This is a genomic window from Methylobacterium brachiatum (assembly GCF_900113845.1).
In the GTDB taxonomy this organism is placed as follows: domain Bacteria; phylum Pseudomonadota; class Alphaproteobacteria; order Rhizobiales; family Beijerinckiaceae; genus Methylobacterium; species Methylobacterium brachiatum.
Genome location: NZ_FOQW01000003.1, coordinates 353,450 through 371,430, shown reverse-complemented (window position 1 = coordinate 371,430; position 17,981 = coordinate 353,450). Strand labels below are relative to the sequence as shown.

Annotated in this window: 16 protein-coding genes; 10 read left to right on the top strand and 6 right to left on the bottom strand. The window is 69.5% G+C overall.

Going from position 1 to position 17,981, the window contains the following annotated elements:
- The first annotated feature begins 448 nt into the window (after positions 1-448).
- Entirely contained in the window at positions 449-1,630 is a 1,182-nt protein-coding gene (locus tag BMZ47_RS03925; protein ID WP_091858829.1) for a tetratricopeptide repeat protein, read from the top strand.
- A gap of 15 nt (positions 1,631-1,645) precedes the next feature.
- The gene (locus BMZ47_RS03920; protein ID WP_208601008.1) at positions 1,646-3,025 is read left to right on the top strand and encodes a hypothetical protein; all 1,380 of its coding nucleotides are present in this window, start codon (positions 1,646-1,648) and stop codon (positions 3,023-3,025) included.
- A 209-nt stretch (positions 3,026-3,234) separates the two neighbouring features.
- Here BMZ47_RS03920 and BMZ47_RS03915 read toward each other — a convergent pair whose 3' ends face one another.
- Genes BMZ47_RS03915 through BMZ47_RS03900 form a run of 4 tightly spaced genes read right to left on the bottom strand, consistent with a single transcriptional unit; the run spans position 3,235 to position 6,142 of the window.
- On the bottom strand, positions 3,235-3,684 hold the full coding sequence (locus tag BMZ47_RS03915; protein ID WP_091858823.1) for an NfeD family protein: 450 nt from the start codon (positions 3,682-3,684) through the stop codon (positions 3,235-3,237).
- 3 nt (positions 3,685-3,687) lie between these two features.
- Entirely contained in the window at positions 3,688-4,662 is a 975-nt protein-coding gene (locus tag BMZ47_RS03910) for an SPFH domain-containing protein (protein WP_091859009.1), read from the bottom strand.
- Positions 4,663-4,706: 44 nt separating this feature from the next.
- On the bottom strand, positions 4,707-5,447 hold the full coding sequence (locus BMZ47_RS03905; protein WP_091858820.1) for a molybdopterin-dependent oxidoreductase: 741 nt from the start codon (positions 5,445-5,447) through the stop codon (positions 4,707-4,709).
- The gene (locus BMZ47_RS03900) at positions 5,444-6,142 is read right to left on the bottom strand and encodes a cytochrome b/b6 domain-containing protein (protein ID WP_091858817.1); all 699 of its coding nucleotides are present in this window, start codon (positions 6,140-6,142) and stop codon (positions 5,444-5,446) included. The genes BMZ47_RS03905 and BMZ47_RS03900 overlap by 4 nt, the downstream gene beginning before the upstream one ends.
- Positions 6,143-6,327: 185 nt before the next feature.
- On the opposite strand from BMZ47_RS03900, the gene BMZ47_RS03895 reads away from it, so the two are divergent.
- The 4 genes from BMZ47_RS03895 to BMZ47_RS03880 all read left to right on the top strand — a co-directional run bounded on the left by BMZ47_RS03895 (position 6,328) and on the right by BMZ47_RS03880 (position 10,960).
- Positions 6,328-7,422 carry a glycosyltransferase family 4 protein gene (locus BMZ47_RS03895; RefSeq protein ID WP_091858814.1) on the top strand — a complete coding sequence of 365 codons (1,095 nt, stop codon included), beginning with the start codon at positions 6,328-6,330 and terminating at the stop codon, positions 7,420-7,422.
- Between the two features lie 219 nt (positions 7,423-7,641).
- A complete protein-coding gene (locus tag BMZ47_RS03890; RefSeq protein ID WP_091858810.1) occupies positions 7,642-8,736 on the top strand; it encodes a glycosyltransferase family 2 protein in 1,095 nt (364 codons plus the stop codon).
- Complete coding sequence (locus BMZ47_RS03885; protein ID WP_091858807.1) at positions 8,733-9,776, top strand: glycosyltransferase; 1,044 nt, start codon at positions 8,733-8,735, stop codon at positions 9,774-9,776. Before BMZ47_RS03890 ends, BMZ47_RS03885 begins: the two co-directional genes overlap by 4 nt.
- 251 nt (positions 9,777-10,027) lie before the next feature.
- On the top strand, positions 10,028-10,960 hold the full coding sequence (locus BMZ47_RS03880; RefSeq protein WP_167368989.1) for a MerR family transcriptional regulator: 933 nt from the start codon (positions 10,028-10,030) through the stop codon (positions 10,958-10,960).
- 78 nt (positions 10,961-11,038) lie between these two features.
- Here the strand turns inward: BMZ47_RS03880 and BMZ47_RS03875 are convergent, their stop codons facing one another.
- Complete coding sequence (locus tag BMZ47_RS03875) at positions 11,039-11,221, bottom strand: hypothetical protein (protein ID WP_007567057.1); 183 nt, start codon at positions 11,219-11,221, stop codon at positions 11,039-11,041.
- 177 nt (positions 11,222-11,398) lie between these two features.
- On the opposite strand from BMZ47_RS03875, the gene BMZ47_RS03870 reads away from it, so the two are divergent.
- From BMZ47_RS03870 to BMZ47_RS03855, 4 genes are all read left to right on the top strand, one after another.
- On the top strand, positions 11,399-12,709 hold the full coding sequence (locus tag BMZ47_RS03870; protein WP_244536723.1) for an efflux RND transporter periplasmic adaptor subunit: 1,311 nt from the start codon (positions 11,399-11,401) through the stop codon (positions 12,707-12,709).
- A gap of 9 nt (positions 12,710-12,718) precedes the next feature.
- A complete protein-coding gene (locus BMZ47_RS03865) occupies positions 12,719-15,859 on the top strand; it encodes an efflux RND transporter permease subunit (protein WP_091858798.1) in 3,141 nt (1,046 codons plus the stop codon).
- A gap of 85 nt (positions 15,860-15,944) precedes the next feature.
- Positions 15,945-16,502, top strand: coding sequence for a DUF4337 domain-containing protein (locus tag BMZ47_RS03860; protein WP_007567051.1), 558 nt, complete (start codon positions 15,945-15,947; stop codon positions 16,500-16,502).
- Positions 16,503-16,619: 117 nt separating this feature from the next.
- Complete coding sequence (locus tag BMZ47_RS03855; protein ID WP_091858795.1) at positions 16,620-17,147, top strand: phosphate-starvation-inducible PsiE family protein; 528 nt, start codon at positions 16,620-16,622, stop codon at positions 17,145-17,147.
- A gap of 278 nt (positions 17,148-17,425) precedes the next feature.
- Here the strand turns inward: BMZ47_RS03855 and BMZ47_RS03850 are convergent, their stop codons facing one another.
- Positions 17,426-17,944, bottom strand: coding sequence for a TspO/MBR family protein (locus tag BMZ47_RS03850; RefSeq protein ID WP_091858793.1), 519 nt, complete (start codon positions 17,942-17,944; stop codon positions 17,426-17,428).
- Positions 17,945-17,981: the final 37 nt, after the last annotated feature.

Here is a 17,981-nt window from a genome sequence, read left to right as displayed (position 1 = left end):
GCATCGAGTACGGGCCAGGAGGGACGCTTTACAGAAGCGCTGATCGTCGTTCAGGTTACTCAAACTGAACCTGGGCAAACTTCCGGTTTCGTCATGCCATTCCCTGGACGGCGCAACGCCGATCTGGAAGTGAAGAGAGAGCGAAATCAAATTTAACGAGCGCGGCATGTGGCGTGGGAGAGTCGGAGCGCGGGCGGAAACGGCGACGTCCTTTGATGCTTCGGACAGCCGACCGCACAGCCGAGTTAGAAGACAGGTTGGCCAAGGGGCCGGGCTTTTTTCTGTGGTCAAAACTTCGGCGAGGCGGCTTCATAGCACTCTGATGCCGATTGGCTTTGCTACGACGCTCCTGTTCGTTTCGCCGGCCCTAGCCTACGACGACGGTGACTGTGCACGCCAAGAGACTGTACCAGTCAGTGTCGACGAAGACTTCGGCAATTGGTCCGAGATGGATACGGCACGCAAGCGGGCTCTAGACCGAACGAATCAGCTCGCCATCAGCCAAGTTGTCGGCGTCGAGGTGAAGTCGTCGCGCGAAAATCGCGCGGAGATTGTGAACAGCGATGCCGAGCAACGCTTCAAGCAACTGGAGCAAACGAACCTCGCCGGCTTCGTGCGGGTGAAGATCCTTGAGGAAAATCGGAAGACGACGGAGGCTGGCGGTTCTCTCTCGATCAAGTCCGAGGTGACAGTCTGCGTGCCGAAGTCGCAGACGGTCCGGAAGGAGGAGCAGGAGCGCGCCGCCCGGCAGCAGCGGCCTGCCAAGCCCGTTGATCCCACGACCGTCGCTTGGTTCGATCCCGTGACGGGCCAGCCGCGGGTTTGGTACTGGCGCGAAGGATCGAACTACGAATTCTTCGACAATTCCGGCTTCCACCCGCGGACCGGCGATAAACTTCTGATCGTCGACCGGAAGGTCGTGACGGAGTGGCGCCTGAGTGTCGAGCGAGCGAAGCGCGAGGCTGTCGAGCGGTTGCAACGGGAGGCCGCCCAGCGGGAAGCCGAGGCGCAGCGGCAAGCCAAGATCACCCGGGCTGGGGAGCTGTGCGACCAGGGCGCCGCTGGGCCTTACGATCCTGATCGGCCGAAGACCACGCCCGGAGTGGCCTGGGAGGTCTTGAGGGGTGCGGGTGGCCAAGCCGTCGAGGCTTGTGAGATCGCCGCTCGGCAGTACCCGGAAGAGCGCCGTTACCGCTACCAGCTAGCTCGGGCCTACCAAGCGTCCGAGCCGAGGAAGGCGTTGCCCCTGCTGCAGGTCCTGATGCGGCAAAACTACCGAGCAGCCTACGATAATTATGGCTGGGCACTTCTCGACACCCGGGTCGGCCGCAACGATCTGGCCGGCGCCCTCGCAAGCTTCCGGCAGGGGGCCAACCTTGGCGATCCAGATGCCATGGTCAGCTTGGCGACGATGATCTCGAAGGGCCGTGTAGAGGGGGCAGGCCAGGACGAAGCCTATCGGCTTTTCAAACGGGCGGCAGGTCTGGGCCATCGCGAGGCATCCGAGGCGGTGGACCGCCTGATGGAGGGCCAGCGGCAGGCCGAGCAGCAGCGGCTGCAGAATGAGCAGGCGGCCCGCGCCTTCATGGGGCTGGTGGGTGGTGCCCTTGGGGGCATCGGTCGACGCTGAGCAGGGAAGATTATGATGAACGCGAAGCGTCTTGGTTCTTTCGGTGCGGCTACCGCGCTGTGCCTGAGTGTCAGTGCGGCGGCCCTGGCCCAAACGAGCGCGCCCAATGGCGATGTGGAGGCGGCAGCGGCGCTCAACGGTGGTGCGCACCTGTCGGCAGGCGCGCAGCCCGCGTCAGTCGAGAAGTGCTGGGCCGACTGGAAGGCTAAGGAAAAGCTCCAGGACGGCAAGAACGAGAAAAAGAACGGCTACTTTGTCTACGTCGCCCACGAGCAGGCCCCGGTGGACGAGCCCGTCGGATCGCGCAACTGGCTTGTCGGCCGGAACGCCGCCTTCAGCTATGCCGAGATCAACGCCCGGAAGTCGTTGGCGGAGGCGATGCGTGCGACTATGCGGTCGAGCCGATCGGCGGCGGTCAGGACCTTCGGCGGCGATGACGCGCCGCCATCCCTGCAGCCGGTCGTCGAACGGCTTTCGATCGTCGACAAGTCTCTGGTGCTCACGGACAAGGCCCTTGATGCCGAGATCAAGAAGTTCGATCCCAACTGGTCAGGTGGAACCGAGGCGCAGAAACGCGCAGCCATCGCCACCGAACAATTGAGGATCAACCAGAGCATAGAACGCAGTGCAGAGTTGTTCGCATCCGGGGCCTTCACGGTTGTCCAGTGCGAAGGGCCGAGCCAAGCAGATGGGGGCAAGTACCATGTCCTCACCGGTTTGATCTGGACGCCGAAGCTCGCCGGAGTCGCGGAGACGATCTGGAATTCGACCCTGACTGTTCAGAGGGAGGCGCCCCAGGCACCGGTCCAGCAGCAATTTGAGGCGATCAAATCCGAGAATCCGGACTGGCTAGCCTATACGATGGGGGCACGCGTCTTCACGGACGAGAACGGGGAGCGGGTCATCGTCGGCTTTGGCGTGGCGCCCCAGACCAGTCTGATGCCAGCCGATCGCAGCCGAGCGAACCTGGCTGCCATGGCGGCTATCCAGCGGTTCGTCAGCGAAAGGGTGCTGGCCAACACGAAATCCCGGGAGGCGTACGAGAAGCGCGGGATGAGTGACGGCTCGACCCAGAGCTACAACCTCGATGCCTTCAACGAGGAGGTCAAAGCCCAGGCTGCCGACCTTCAGTTAAAGGGAGCCACCGAGATCCTGTCGTGGCGCGGGGAGCATCCCTGGTCCAAGGCAAAGATGCAAGTCGTGGCCGTCGCATGGAGCCAACGCTGGGCGGCCGATGCCGACGCAGTCGGGCGGGCCATGGGGTCAGCCGAGCAACGCATGAGGCAACAGGGCGGCCTGCCGAAAGCGCCTGCTGCGGTCGAAGGAATGACCGGAGGCGTGCCCACTGCAGCACCGGTGAAAGTAGGAGCAGGCGTTTCTACGTCCGATTTTTAAGTCGCTGGGCAGATTGGCTTACGAGTGCACCTGGCGTTTGTAAGCCAATCCTAGAGAAACAAGTGCTGCACAACCGACCTTGATCATTGGCTGAAGGTGCCAGAGGACTGACGAACGGCCGCTTTGGAGAGGCACCGACGGCGGTTCAGGCGGCTGAGATGGGTGGAGCAGTCCTCGACAAACCCACCCGGCAGCGCCCAGCGCGCCCCTCACACCGCCTCCACCCGCAGCACCGTCTCGGCGAGACCGATCACCCGCACCCGCGCCCCAGCCGGCAAATCCGGCCCCTCGATCCGCCACAGGGTGTCGTCGAAGCGGAGGCGGCCGGTGCCCTGGACGATCGGTTCGGTGAGCACGGCTTCGCGGCCGATCAGGCCGCGGTCGGCGCGGTTGAGGGTGGCGTCGTGGCGTCCGGCGCGGCGGTGCAGGCGGGTGGCGAGACCGACCAGGACGACGGCGAGGGCGGCAAACAGCAGGGTCTGGCCCTGCCAGGGGATCGGGACCAGCGCCGTGACGAGGCCGGTCGCCACGGCCGCGAGGCCGAACCAGATCAGGAACACGCCCGGCACGACGATCTCGGCGCCGGCCAGAACCAGGCCGGCGATCACCCAGCTCCAGGCCGGCCCGAGGGCCGCGAGGATCGCCAGCGGATCGGCCATGGGTCAGGCCCGCGGGGCGACATCGGGCGGCGAGCCCGTGCGCCGGGGCGGGGTCGCCTCGCCGAAGACCGCGCGGGTCAGCTCGCCGATGCCGCCCAAAGTGCCGGCGAGCGCCGCCGCCTCGATCGGCACCACCACGACGCGCTGGTTCGGCGCGGTGGCGAGCGCGCGCACGGCGTCGACGTATTTCTCCGCCACCAAAAAGTTCGCCGCCGCGATGTCGCCCGCGGCGATCGCCCGGCTGACCATCCCGGTCGCCGCCGCCTCGGCCTCGGCGGAGCGCTCGCGGGCCTCGGCATCGCGGAACGCGGCCTCGCGACGGCCTTCCGCCTCCAGGATCGCCGATTGCTTGCGCCCCTCCGCCCGCAGGATCTCGGCGGCGCGCTGGCCTTCCGCCTCGAGGATCGAGGCGCGCTTCTCGCGCTCGGCCTTCATCTGCCGGGCCATGGCGCCGGCAAGGTCGGCCGGGGGCACGATGTCCTTGATCTCGATGCGGTTGATCTTCACGCCCCAGGGCGCGGCCGCCGCATCGAGCACCCGCAGGAGCCGCTCGTTGATCTCGTCCCGGTGGGCGAGGAGCTGGTCGAGATCCATCGAGCCGACCACGGTGCGGATGTTGGTCATGGTCAGGGTGGTCATGGCGAGGTCGAGGTTCGAGACCTCGTAGGAGGCCCGGGCCGCGTCGAGCACCTGGTAGAACACCACCGCGTCGATGGTGACGCCGGCATTGTCGCGCGTGAAGGCCTGCTGGCTCGGGACGTCGACCACCTGCTCCATGACGTTCACCCGCCGGCCGATGCGCTCGACGAACGGGATGATCAGGCCGAGGCCCGATTCGAGGGTGCGGGCGTAGCGGCCGAACCGCTCGACGGTGAAGACGTGGCCCTGCGGGATCATTTTCACCCCGGCCGCCAGCGTGATCACCGCCAGCGCCGCGGCGCCGATCGCGAACGTGCTCAGACCGACCGTGAGCTCCATCGCCGCCAAGCCCCCGTCCCCTTGCCCGCCACGCGACGGGCAGCTCAGATGCCAGCGTACCAGCTGAATCCGAGGCCCGCGACCATGCTGCCGCGGCCGTGGCCGATGCCGTCGACGCGATCCACAGCCTCGATGCTGGTGAGGTATTTCAAGGACTTGTAGCCGAGCTGGCGCTCAACCCGCAGGCGAACCGGCGCGCCGTGGGCGACCGGCAGGTCGGCGCCGTTCATGCCGTAGGCCAGGATCGTCTGCGGGTGCAGGGCGTCGAACAGGTCGTAGCTGTCCCACCAGCCGTCGACGGTTCGGATCACCACATAGCGCGCCTCCGGGCGCATCCCGGCGGCGGCGAGCACCTGGGAGAGCGGGACGCCTGTCCACTGGCCGATCGCCGACCAGCCCTGCTCGCAGGAATGGAGCGTGATCTGCGTGCGCGCCGGCATCGCCTTCAGCTCGGCGAGCGAGAACGACCCCGGCCGCGCGACGAGGCCGGTGACCGGCAACCGCCAGTCGGAGAAGCCCTGTGCCTTCGAGCGGCGATAGGCCGGATCGTCCGGGTCGGTGGTGTTGATCGTCGGGAACACCGCCGAGATCGCCTCCGGGCCGAATTCCCGGGCGAGCGGCTGGCGCGCCAGCAGCAGGCGCTGCCCGGCGAAGGTCAGCCAGTCGCTCAACCCGTAGGGGTTGGGGCGCAGTTGCGGCGCGCCGGGCTCGCAGCCGCCGACGAGGCCGGCCGCGCCGAACCCGGCGGTCCCGAGGATCAGGCGGCGTCGGTTCAGCGCGCTCATGCGGTCTCCTCACCCTTGCCGCCCGATCCCACGATCATGCCGCGCATGAGCGCCGCCGGCCGGTTGGCCAGCACCTGCCAGATGTGGATGGCGAGGAACGCGACCATCGCGAAGGCCGCCAGGAAATGGATCGTCCGGGCCGATTGCCGGCCGCCGAACAGGGTGAACAGCTCCGGCCAGGCGGCGGTGACCCCGGGCGACATGGTCAGGCCGGTGAGCAGCATCAGCGGCGCCAGTACCAGCAGGACGACCAGATAGGCGATCTTCTGCAGCGCGTTGTAGCGGCCGGTGGGCGGCGCCCCGCCGCGCAGGCGCAGATGCGCCCTTATCTCGCCGGCCAGCGCCCGCGGCCGGATCTCGGCCGGCTCCGGCAGGAGACGGCGCCGAAGGTGCCCGCGCAGCAGCGCGAGAGCGAGGTAGACGGCACCGTTCAGGACGAAAATCCAGGCGGCCAGGAAATGAAGGTTGCGGGCCCAGCCGGTCTGCTCGAGATCGACCGGCAGCGGCAGGGTGATCCAGGCCGGCGCGTCGTTGGCCCCGGTCTCGCCCCAGAACAGTTTCGGCAGGGCCAGCAGGATCGCGGTGCCGCTGATCATCAGCGCCAGGGTCGCGGCCGCGCCGGTCCAATGGGTCAGGCGTACCCAGGCCGGATGGCGAACCCGGCTGAATGGTCGACCTGTCGTCTCGATCATCATCGGTTCAGACCGCGGCCCGTATGGAGGTGGGAACGCGCTGCGTCCCTCGTCGCTCCCGGCCTCGATGACGCAACGCTTGATGAAGAAAAGATGGGCATGATACCCGCCACGCTCGCTGCGGACGAAAGTCCTCTCGCCCCGCTGCGGCCGGCAAAGATCCCCACACAACCGGATGCGGTGCGCGCGTGAAGATCGCTGTCCTGGCACATCTCAAGTACCCGATCGGCCAGCCCTATGCCGGGGGTCTGGAGATGCACACGCATCTCCTCACCGTCGCGCTGAAGCGGCACGGGCACGACGTGACCCTGTTCGCCAGCCGGGGCTCGGACCCGGCGCTCGATCCGGTGATGCTCTGCGACCCGACCGGCGACGCGCTGGCCGATCCCGAGCGCGAGGAGGCGATCGACAAGGCCGAGCACGACGCCTACCGGCGGATGATGGAGATGGTCGCGGCCGGCGGCTTCGACCTGGTGCACAACAACGCGCTGCACGCCCTGCCCCTGCAGCAGAGCGCCCGGCTCGGCCTGCCCTGGGTGACGGTGCTGCACACGCCGCCCTTCGACGCCCTGGTCTCCGGCGTGGAGGAGGCCGATCCCGACATGGCCTTCCTGGCGGTGTCGCCCTCGCTCGCCCAGGAATGGGCGACGCTCGTGCCCGGCGCCCAGGTCGTCGATAACGGCGTCGACCTCTCGACCTTCGCGTATTCCGATACGCCCGACGATCCGCCCTTCGCGTTCTGGTCCGGCCGGATCGTGCCCGAGAAGGGGCTGCACCTCGCCATCGACGCCGCCCGCGCGGCCGGGCTGCCGCTGCATTTCGCCGGGCCGAAGCTCAATCCGGGCTACTGGGCGGCCGAGATCGCGCCGCGGCTCGGGCCCGACCTGATCCATCTCGGTCATCTCTCGCATCGGGACCTGGCGGAGCATATCGGCCGCGCCCGGGTGGCGATCGTCTCGCCGCGCTGGGAGGAGCCCTTCGGCCTGGTCGTCGCCGAGGCGCTGGCCTGCGGTACGCCGGTGGCGGCCTTCCGCCGGGGCGCCCTGCCCGACATCCTCGACGCGCAATGCGGCCGCCTGGCGCTGCCGGACGATTCGCAGGACCTGTCCGTGGCGATCCGCGAGGCGGCCGGCCTGTCGCGCCGCGCCTGCCGCGACCGGGCGGAGGCGCTCTACGACGCCGCCGCCATGACCGAGCGCTACCTCGAGACCTACGACGCCGTGATGGCGCGCTGCGCCGAGCGGGCACGGCCGACCCTGCGGGTGGCGGGGGGACGGGCGTAAGGGACATCCGCGGACGCGGCCCTTCGCTGGTGGGTCCAGGATGGTCGCACCCCGCTTTGCCGGGGCCGCGACGCGCCTCCTCTCCCGAGCGGGAGAGGGGCCCCGCGCATGAGCTTGCGAACGTGTGTGCGCCAAAACCCATAACGCTCGCTCCCGGGCGATAACGGGACAGACGCTGCGTCTCGTGTGTTCGCGACGATGAGGTTGAGAAGAACCGCTATGACCCTCGCAACCGCCGCCCCGCTCGCCCGGCCCTGCGTGGTCTGCATCCCCGCGCGGAACGAAGAGGAGCGGCTGCCGATCCTGCTCGCCTCGCTGGCCCAGCAGGAGGGATTATCGGCAGAGGCGCCGCTGCGGGTCGTGATTCTCGCCAACAACTGCACCGACGGCACGGTCCCTGCCATCCGCGCCCTGGAGGACGCGGGCGCGCTCGCGAGCCTGACGCTGCGGGTGATCGAGGCGGCGCTGGAGGGCGCCGAGGCCCATGTCGGCACCGCCCGCCGCATGGCGCTCGATGCCGGCGCTGCCTGGCTCGAGGCCGAGGGCGCCCCGGACGGGATCCTGCTCACCACCGACGCCGATGCCCGCCTGCCGGCCGACTGGGTCGCGGCGAACCTGCGGGCGCTGCGGGCGGCCGACGTGGTCGGCGGCCGCCTGGTGATCGACGCGGACGGCACCGCCGATCCGCGCCTCGCCGAGCTGCACGCACGGATCGAGCGCTACTGGGCCGGCGTGCGCCGCCTGGAGGACATCCTCGACCCGCCGCCCCACGATCCGGCCCCGCGCCACGGCGACCATACCGGCGCGAGCCTCGCCGTCCCGGTGGCGCTTTACCGCGCCGTCGGCGGCCTGCCGCCCCTGCCCTGCGGCGAAGACAACGCCCTCGTGAGCCTGCTTCGCGAGAGCGGCGCGCGCCTGCGCCACTGCCCGGACGTGCGCGTCATGGTCTCGGCCCGGCACCAGGGCCGGGTCTCGGGCGGCATGGCCACCGAGATGGCGCGCCGGGCCCGGGTGCTCGACGGCGAGCCCTACCTGCTACCCGAGGCGGCGCATTGGCGGTCGCTGATCCAGCGTCGGGCCGCCCTGCGGCGGGCGTTCCACCTCGTCGGATCGGCCCGGGCCGAGGCCTGCGCGCGGCTCGGCCTCGGCCCCGACGCATGCGCCGCGCTCGAAACCTGCCCCAACGACATCGCCTTCGTGGAGCGGGCCGACCGCATCCTCGAATCGCGCAGCCCGCCGGCGCGGGAATGCCCCCTCGACCGGGCGCTCGCCGACCTCGACGCCCTCGCTTTGTCCCTGCGGGAGGCCGCGTGACCCGCGGGATCGGCTGGTACGTCCACCACCAGGGCGCGGGCCATCTGCAGCGCGCCCGCGCGGTCGCCGCCGCCCTGCCCCGGCCCTGCACGCTGATCGGCACCCTGGCGGCGTTCGACACGAATGGCCTCGACGTGCTCGACCTGCCCGACGACCGGCCGCTCGGCGGATCGGACTTCGACGGACGGGACGGCGAGGCGGAACGGCCGGAGGCGCTGCACTACGCACCCCTGAACCATCCGGGCGTGCGCACCCGGATGACGCGCATCGCCGAATGGGTTGAGCGGACCGACCCGGCGCTGATCGTTGTCGACGTCTCGGTAGAGGTCGCGCTGCTGGCCCGGCTCCTGTCGGTCCCGACCCTGGTGGTGCGCCTCGCCGGCACGCGGACCGACCAGCCGCATTGCGAAGCCTTCCGCAGCGCCACGCGCCTGCTCGCGCCCTTCCCCGAAGCCCTCGACGGCGCCGGCGTGCCGGACTGGGTCCGTGCCAAGACGCATTATGCCGGCTTCCTCGGCGCACCGGCGCAGATCGGCGCGGAGGTGAGCGACGCTATCGTCGTCGTGTTCGGCCGCGGCGGCGCGGGGGGTGATCTCGCCGACCTCGCCGCCGCAGCCCGCGCCGTGCCCGACCGGCCCTGGCACGTGCTGGGCCCCGTCTCGGGCTCCGGCGAAGTCCCGAAAAACCTGCACCTGCACGGCTGGGTCGACGACGTCGAGGCCCGGATCGCCCGGGCGGCCCTGCTGGTCGGCGGGGGCGGCGACGGCCTCGTGGCGCTCGCCGCCGGTCAGGGCAAACGCTTCCTGTGCCTGCCGGAGGAGCGGGCCTATGGCGAGCAGACCGAGAAGGCCGAGGCCCTGCAAAGGCTTGGCGCCGCGATCGTCCATCCGGGCTGGCCGGCCGCCGAATTGTGGCCCGGGCTTATCCGCGCCGGCCTGGCCCTCGACCCATCGGTGATCGCCGGCCTGCACCGGCCGAGCGCGATCCCGGATTGCGCGGCCATGATCGAGGCATTGGTCCGGCAGATCGGACGCGCTTGAGGCGCGGCCGTTTCCAAGATCATCGCTCCGCCGACCAACCCGCTCCGTCATTGCGAGCGCAGCGAAGCAATCCAGAGTGGCGCGCGATCTCCTGAAGTGACGGATCCCTGGATTGCTTCGCTGCGCTCGGAATGACCGTGATGGTCGCCCGAAGGCCTTCACAATCCTCGGGCGCCGCGCTCGCGCCCCGATCCCGGGCAACTCGCATCGGCCTTGACCCTCCACTGGGTGGAAGCCGTAATCGAGTCGCCATGGGAGCGAAGACGTACACGATCGGCGATCTGGCGCGCCTCTCCGGGCAACCGGTGCGGCGGATCCGGTTCTATTCGGACAAGGGACTGCTGCCGCCAACCCTGCGATCCGCAGCGAACTACCGGGTCTACACCGACGAGGATGTCGCCAAGCTCGACCTCATCCACGCGCTGCGCGAGGCCGGGGTCGGGCTCGACATGATCCGGCGGTTACTGGCGCGTCGCCTTTCGCTGCACGAGGTGCTGCGGACCCGCCTGGAGATCCTCGAAGCCGAGATCGCGGCCAAGCACCGGGTGGCCACGATCCTTCGTGCCACGCTTCGCATCCCAAACCCTGCCGATGGTGATCTGAGGAGGATTTGGACCATGAGCATTTTGAGCAATCAGCAGATGAAGGCTCTGGCAGAGCAGTTCGTCGACGCTATCGCGGCGGGGACGGCGCTCGAGGGGCCTTGGCGGCGGCAGATTCTCGCCATGAGCGTGCCGGAACTGCCGGAGGACCCTACGCCGGACCAGATCGCCGCGTGGGACGAACTCTCGCGGCTGCTGGCGGATCCGACCTTCATCCGCGAGGTGCAGGAGGGGACCAAGGCATTCTGGACCGACGCGTTGGATCCGGGCGAATACCAAGTGGCCTCGCGCCTGGCCTATGAGAAAGCGGCCGACGCAACCGCGAGGGATCTGTCGCCGCGGAGTCCCGAGGCCCAGGCCATCGCGCGCACCTGGCTCGCGGACTCGGCCCATGCTCTCGGACGAACGCCCGACTCCGCATTCCGGGATTGGCATGTCGCGCAATATGAGCGGAATGCCGGGCGCCTCGGTCGATACCGCGAACTTCTGGGCATGCTGGGTAAGGACTTCCCTATCGCCTTCGACCGTATGGTTTGGCGCTGGCTGAACGATGCTCTTACTGCCCTTCAGCCTCTGCAATGATTGTCGCCGAGCGGGCATGAAAAAGGCGCCCGTCCTGCCGGACGAGCGCCGATCTGCTGGGGCCAGGGGCCGGCTGACTTAGGAAATCAGGTCCAGCTTGGCCGCCTTGAGCCCGTTGGCGCGGATCGTGTCCGGCAGGGCCGAGAAATCGCGGTATCCGGCCTCGCGCGCCATGGCGTCGAGCGCCGTCTGCTCGTCGTCGGCCGCACCGGTCCAGATGACGGCGCCGCTCTTCGTCTGCTTGATCTGAAAGATGCTCATGGACCGCTCCCCGGTGGTACGAAGACCATCGTTCTAATAACGGCGTCTTGCGCGGTCGGTTGCAGGACAATGGACGTATACCCCGACTCTTTTGAATGACCTGCGACCTGCGGCCCACGGTCCGGCGACGGAGCCGCGCCGAAGCGCTATGCTGGCTCCGTCGCCTCGGCCCGCGCCATGAAAACGCCGATCTGCCCAGCGACGGAGAGACAAGACCAATACAGGGCCGCCAGAGAGGCTTCCGTTTTGCCGACTTTTTCCGGGCGCGCGTCCCGCCTCTGCCTCCTATGCGGGTTTGCGATCCTCGCCGCTTCTCCCGCGCGCGCCGTGGAGACGGCTGCGGTTCCCGATGCCGCCGCGATCGCGCCGGCCGTCACCGTGGTCCCGGCCGAGCGCCGCGAGATCGTGGAACGGGCCGTGGTCACCGGCACGCTGGTCCCGCGGGACGAGATCCTGGTCGCCCCGGAGGTCGAGGGCCTGCGCATCACCGAATTGCTGGTTGAGGAAGGGGACCGGGTCACCAAGGGCCAGGTGCTCGCGCGCCTGTCGCAGGAGATGATCGTCACCCAGGAGGCCTCGAACGTCGCCGCGGTCGCCCGGGCCGAGGCGGCCATCGTCCAGGCCAAGAGCCAGATCGTCCAGGCCGAGGCGGCCAATATCGAGGCCAAGCAGTCGCTGGAGCGCGCCCAGTCGCTCGCCAAGACAGGCAACGCCACCGCGGCCGTGCTGGAGCAGCGCGTCTCGGCGGCGCAGGGGGCCGAGGGCCGCCTGGCCGCGGCGCGGGGCGGCCTGCAATCGGCCCAGGCCGACCTCGCCACCGCGCGGGCGGCCGGATCCGAGATCGCCCTGCGGCGGGCCCGCACCGATATCCGCGCCCCGGAGGCCGGCATCGTCAACCGCCGCACCGCCCGGGTCGGCGCCTCCGTCACGGCGGCGGGGGAGCCGCTGTTCCGCCTGATCGCCCGCGGCGAGATCGAGCTGGAGGGCGAGGTGCCCGAGACCTCGCTGGCGCGCATCACGGTCGGCGACCCGGCGAGCCTCGATCTCGACGACGGCCGCCAGCTGCGCGGCAAGGTGCGCCGGGTCTACCCGGAGGTCGACCGGGCGACCCGGCTCGGCAAGATCCGCATCCGCCTCGCCGACGATCCGGTCCTGCGCATCGGCGCCTTCGCCCGCGGCACCGTCGAGGTGGCGCGCCGCGAGGGCATCGCGGTCCCGGTCTCCAGCCTGCTCTACGCCGCGGACGGCCGGGCCAGCGTCCTGGTCGCCAAGGACGGGCGCGTCGAGGCGCGCACCGTCACGACGGGCCTGTCATCCGAGGGATTCACGGAGATCCGCTCGGGCGTCGCCGCCGGCGAGACCGTCGTGGCCCGGGCCGGCAGCTTCCTGCGCGACGGCGACCGGGTGCGGGCCGTTCCCCGCCCGAGTGCCGGCACACCCATGAGCGCTCCCGCGAGCCCGCCCATGGCCGACGCGGCCCCGCGGTAGGACAGAGCCATGCGCCTCAACGTCTCCGCCTGGGCGATCCGGAAGCCGCTGCCCTCGGTGGTGCTGTTCCTGGTCCTGATGATCCTCGGCCTGGTCAGCTTCCGGGCCCTGCCGATCACCCGCTTCCCGAATATCGACATCCCGATCGTCTCGGTGACGATCACCCAGTCGGGCGCGGCGCCGGCCGAGTTGCAGACGCAGGTCACCAAGTGGGTCGAGGATTCGATCGCCGGGGTGAAGGGCGTCAAGCACATCCTCTCGACCATCACCGAGGGCATCTCGACCACGACGATCGAGTTCCGCCTGGAGGTGAACCAGGATCGGGCGACCAACGACGTCAAGGACGCCATCGCCAAGATCCGCCAGAACCTGCCGCGCACCATCGACGAGCCGATCGTCTCCCGGGTCGAGATCGCCGGCCTGCCGATCATGATCTACGGCGCCTCCGCGCCCGCCATGACCCCCGAGGACCTCTCGTGGTTCGTGGACGACGTGGTCGCCCGGGGCCTGCAGAGCGTGAAAGGCGTCGGCGGGGTCGAGCGCCTGGGCGGCGTCGCCCGGGAGATCCGGGTCACGCTCAAGCCCGACCGGCTGCTGGCCCTCGGCATCACCGCGGCGGACGTGAACCGGCAGTTGCGCCTGACCTCCGCCGACATGGCGGGCGGGCGCGGCGAGGTCGGCGGCCAGGAGCAGTCGATCCGCGCGCTCGCCGCCTCGGCGAGCCTCGAGACGCTCGCCAAGACCTCGATCGTGGTGCCGGGCAACCGCAAGGTCCGGCTCGACGAGTTGGCGACCCTGTCGGACACCGCCGAGGAGCCGCGCACCTTCGCGCGCTTCAACGGCGAGCCGGTGGTGGCCTTCGCGGTCTCCCGGGCGAGCGGCGCCAGCGACGCCGACGTCTCGGTCGGGGTCGCCAAGAAGATCGCGGCGCTGCACGCGGCCAACCCGGACGTGCGCTTCGACCTGATCGATACGAGCGTCGTGAACACGATCGGCAATTACCACTCGGCCATGATGGGCCTGATCGAGGGCGCGGCGCTCGCGGTCGTCGTGGTGCTGCTGTTCCTGCGCGACTGGCGCGCGACGCTGATCGCCGCCGTGGCGCTGCCGCTCTCGGTGCTGCCGACCTTCTGGGTGATGAGCGTGCTCGGCTTCTCGCTCAACGCCGTGAGCCTGCTGGCGATCACCCTGGTCACCGGCATCCTGGTGGACGACGCGATCGTCGAGATCGAGAACATTGTCCGGCACATGCGGATGGGGAAATCGCCCTACCGCGCCTCGCTGGAGGCCGCCGACGAGATCGGGCTCGCGGTCATCGCCATCACGGCAACGATCATCGCGATCTTCTCGCCGGTCTCGTTCATGGGCGGCATCGCCGGCCAGTATTTCAAGCAGTTCGGCCTGACCATCGCGGCCGCGGTGTTCATGTCGCTGCTGGTGGCGCGGCTGATCACGCCGCTGCTCGCCGCCTATTTCCTGCGCGACCACGGCCCCGACCACACCAAGGACGGGCTTGTGATGCGCGGCTACACCCGGCTGGTGGCCTGGTCGGTCCGACACAAGTTCATCACGCTGATCCTCGGCATCGCGTGCTTTGCCGCCTCGATCGCCTCCACGGGCCTGCTGCCCGCGGGCTTCCTGCCGGCGGAGGACCAGGCGCGCACGCTGTTCGTGCTGGAACTGCCCCCGGGAGCCCGGCTCCCGGATACGGTGAAGCTCAGCGACACGATCGAGCACAAGATCCGGGCGCTGCCCGAGGTAAAGAGCGTCTTCGTCGATGGCGGGCGGCAATTGCCCGGCAAGAAGGAGGTTCGGCTCGCGACGCTGACCATCAACCTCACGCCGAAGAACGCCCGCACGCGCACCCAGAAGCAGGTCGATGCCGAGGTCGCCGCGATCCTGCGCGAGGAGCCGGACATCCGCTTCTGGGCCCTGCGCGAGAGCGGCCAGCGCGACATGGCGCTGATCATCGCCGGCCCCGACAAGGCCGTGGTGGCCGATGTCGCGGCCAAGCTGCAGCGCGAGGCGGCCCAGATCCCGCACCTCGTCAACGTCATGTCGACGGCGCCGTTGGACCGGACCGAGATCCGCATCCGCCCGAAAGCCGGCGTGGCGGCCGATCTCGGCGTCTCCACCGACACGATCGCCGAGACCGTCCGGGTCGGGACGATCGGCGACATCGGCATGAACCTCGCCAAGTTCAACGCCACCGACCGGCAGGTGCCGATCCGGGTGCAGCTGCCCGAGAGCCTGCGCGGCCGCCTGTCCGAGCTCGAGACCCTGAAGGTGCCGGTGAAGGGCGGGGCTGCGGTGCCGCTGGCGACGGTGGCCGATATCAGCCTTGGCCAGGGCCCCACCGGCATCGACCGCTACGACCGCGCCGTGCGCGTCGCCATCGAGGGCGACATGCAGGGCACCGACGCGCTGGCCGAGCTGATCAGCCAGGTGATGAACCTGCCCACCGCCAAGAACCTGCCGCCCGGGGTCACGATCAGCCAGACCGGCGATGCCGAGGTGATGGGCGAGGTGTTCGAGGGCTTCGCCCTGGCCATGGGCGCCGGCCTGATGATGGTGTTCGGCGTGCTGATCCTGCTGTTCGGCAACTTCCTGCAGCCGCTCACCATCCTGTTCTCGCTGCCGCTCTCCATCGGCGGCGCGATCCTGGCGCTGCTGATCTGCCACATGCCGATCTCGATGCCGGTGGTGATCGGCATCCTGATGCTCATGGGCGTGGTCACCAAGAACGCGATCATGCTGGTCGACTTCGCGGTCGAGCAGATCCATGCCGGCGTCGACCGCACCACCGCCATCGTCGATGCCGGCCGCAAGCGGGCGCGGCCGATCGTGATGACCACCATCGCCATGGCCGCCGGCATGGTGCCCTCCGCCATGGCGTTCGGCATCGGCGGCGAGTTCCGCGCCCCGATGGCGGTGGCGGTGATCGGCGGCCTGATCGTCTCCACCGTGCTGTCGCTGGTCTTCGTGCCGGCGATCTTCGTGCTGATGGACGATCTCTCGCGCCTGCTCGGGCGGCTGTTCGGCCGGTTCGTGGGCGAGCGCGACGACCCGCTGGACGAGCCGGGCTACGGCGAGGCGGCGCATCCGGCCAACGACGGCCGCGCTCTGCCGCCGCGGATCGCGGCCGAATAGCATCGGGCGGGCGACGCGGCATTGCGCGCCGGGCCCGGATGAGCTGTGAGTCGCGCCCGAGGAATCAACGGGGAATCGGGAAACGATGTCGGGTGGTCACGGGGCGATCGAGGGTTCGAACAAGCGCGTGGCGCTGCTGATCTCGATCCTGGCTTTGTTCCTCGCCTTCAGCGAGACCCTGGGCAAGGCGGCCCAGACGGATTCCATCGGCTCCAATGTCGAGGCCGCCAACCAGTGGGCGTATTTCCAGGCGCGCACGATCCGCTCGACGGTGCTGAAGACCGCCGACGAGGCGCTGGCCCTGGTGCCGCCCGGCCCGAACCAGGACGCGATCGCGGCCAAGCGCGCGGAATGGGCCAAGACCCTGGCGCGCTGGGAATCCGAGCCCGCCACCGGCGAGGGCCGCAAGGAGCTCACCGCCAAGGCCCGGGCCTCCGAGGAGCGGCGCGACCTGTCGCTGCTGCGCTACCACCATTACGAGCTGGCCTCGGCGGCCTTCCAGATCGGCATCGTGCTGGCCTCGGCCGAGGTGATCACCGGCATCGCCATCCTGGTCTTCGCCGGCGGGTTCCTGGGGCTGGCCGGCGCGGCGCTCCTGGGCTTCGGCTACCTGGCGCCGCACGCGCTGCCGTTCTTCCACTAAAGCACCGTCCCGTACGGGGGTGACCGGCCCCCGGATTGATGCTCTGACTCCGTGACGGACGCGCGTTCGGCCCGAGGCCCGCCCGCCGTCAAGGCTTCACCGGGGGGATGCAGCGCGATGGCCGAACAGGACGACGAGCAGGGGCGCCTGACGCGGCTCGCCAGCGGGATCTTCCTGCACACCGAGCACGCGATCTACGCGGCGTTGGGCCTGCTCCTGGCGGTCACCGCGCTCACCGCGCTGATCGACGCCGCCGGGCTGACCTGGGAGGCCCTGCGGGCGCTCGGGGGCGCCGAGAAGATCCTGGAGGTGATCGACCGGCTTCTGTTCCTGCTGATGCTGATCGAGATCCTGCACACGGTGCGGGTCTCGATGCGGTCCGGCAAGCTGACCTGCGAGCCGTTTTTGATCGTCGGCCTGATCGCCTCGATCCGGCGGGTCCTGGTGATCACGCTGCAATCCTCGGAGATCACCCACGCCAAGGATTGGTCCCCGGAGAAGCAGGCCCTGTTCAACGCCTCGATGATCGAGCTCGGCGTGCTGGCCGGCCTGATCATCACGATGGTGCTGGCGATCTTTTTGCTCCACCGCGCCCGGGACGACGGCAGGCCGGCGGGCGACGAGACCACCAGCACCGGGCGCTGATTGCGGGGTCGGGCATGAGGGCGAATCGCGTGCAACCGCGATCCCATCGCGTTGTTTCGGCTGCCTGCTCTCGATCGACGCTGGAAACCGAAGGTGATCCCACCCCCACCCTCATCCTGAGGTGCCCGCGCCAGCGGGCCTCGAAGGAGCCCTCCAGGGATCGCGCGTTTCCTGGAGGGCTCCTTCGAGGGCTTCGCTGCGCTACGCCACCTCAGGATGAGGGGGGTTGGGTGGGAGATCACGGCTGAACGGCGACCGCGCCGTCCCGCCCCCCTCGCTCAATTCAACCGCAGGATCGCTGCGTTAAGCAGCGTCGCGAAGGCGACCCATCCGGCGTAGGGCACGAGCAGCAAGGCCGCGATCCGGTCGAACCGCCAGGACAGGCGGATCGTCCACAGCACCATGACCAGCAGCATCGCCACCACGATCAGCCCGGTGCCGATCGCGTGGGCCGTGAAGAACACCGGGGTCCAGGCGGCGTTGAGGGCGATCTGGACCAGGAAGGCGATGAGCGCCAGCCACCAGCCCTCGCGGCTCGGCCCGGTGCGCGGCATGGCGCCGAGCAACCGCCAGAGCGAGACGGCGATCATCGTGTAGAGGATGGTCCAGGCCACCGGGAAGACCCAGTTCGGCGGGTTGAAAGACGGCTTGGTCAGGCCCGCATACCAGCCCGGGATCTCGGCCTGGGTCGCGGCCGAGCCGATCGCCGCGGTGACCGCCACCGGCACGATCGCGGCGGCGAGCCGCAGCCAGCGCGGCAGGGCCGGGCCCTCGGGGACGTGAAGCGCGGCAGGCATGTCTGTTCGTTCTCCGCTCGAGCATCGGCTTGAAAGA

Excerpts from the sequence above, each read along its gene's own strand:
- BMZ47_RS03925 (WP_091858829.1), top strand. The coding sequence starts at position 449 with ATGGATACGGCACGCAAGCGGGCTCTAGACCGAACGAATCAGCTCGCC.
- BMZ47_RS03920 (WP_208601008.1), top strand. The coding sequence starts at position 1,646 with ATGAACGCGAAGCGTCTTGGTTCTTTCGGTGCGGCTACCGCGCTGTGC.
- BMZ47_RS03915 (WP_091858823.1), bottom strand. The coding sequence starts at position 3,684 with ATGGCCGATCCGCTGGCGATCCTCGCGGCCCTCGGGCCGGCCTGGAGC.
- BMZ47_RS03910 (WP_091859009.1), bottom strand. The coding sequence starts at position 4,662 with ATGGAGCTCACGGTCGGTCTGAGCACGTTCGCGATCGGCGCCGCGGCG.
- BMZ47_RS03905 (WP_091858820.1), bottom strand. The coding sequence starts at position 5,447 with ATGAGCGCGCTGAACCGACGCCGCCTGATCCTCGGGACCGCCGGGTTC.
- BMZ47_RS03900 (WP_091858817.1), bottom strand. The coding sequence starts at position 6,142 with ATGATGATCGAGACGACAGGTCGACCATTCAGCCGGGTTCGCCATCCG.
- BMZ47_RS03890 (WP_091858810.1), top strand. The coding sequence starts at position 7,642 with ATGACCCTCGCAACCGCCGCCCCGCTCGCCCGGCCCTGCGTGGTCTGC.
- BMZ47_RS03880 (WP_167368989.1), top strand. The coding sequence starts at position 10,028 with ATGGGAGCGAAGACGTACACGATCGGCGATCTGGCGCGCCTCTCCGGG.
- BMZ47_RS03875 (WP_007567057.1), bottom strand. The coding sequence starts at position 11,221 with ATGAGCATCTTTCAGATCAAGCAGACGAAGAGCGGCGCCGTCATCTGG.
- BMZ47_RS03870 (WP_244536723.1), top strand. The coding sequence starts at position 11,399 with ATGAAAACGCCGATCTGCCCAGCGACGGAGAGACAAGACCAATACAGG.
- BMZ47_RS03865 (WP_091858798.1), top strand. The coding sequence starts at position 12,719 with ATGCGCCTCAACGTCTCCGCCTGGGCGATCCGGAAGCCGCTGCCCTCG.
- BMZ47_RS03860 (WP_007567051.1), top strand. The coding sequence starts at position 15,945 with ATGTCGGGTGGTCACGGGGCGATCGAGGGTTCGAACAAGCGCGTGGCG.
- BMZ47_RS03855 (WP_091858795.1), top strand. The coding sequence starts at position 16,620 with ATGGCCGAACAGGACGACGAGCAGGGGCGCCTGACGCGGCTCGCCAGC.
- BMZ47_RS03850 (WP_091858793.1), bottom strand. The coding sequence starts at position 17,944 with ATGCCTGCCGCGCTTCACGTCCCCGAGGGCCCGGCCCTGCCGCGCTGG.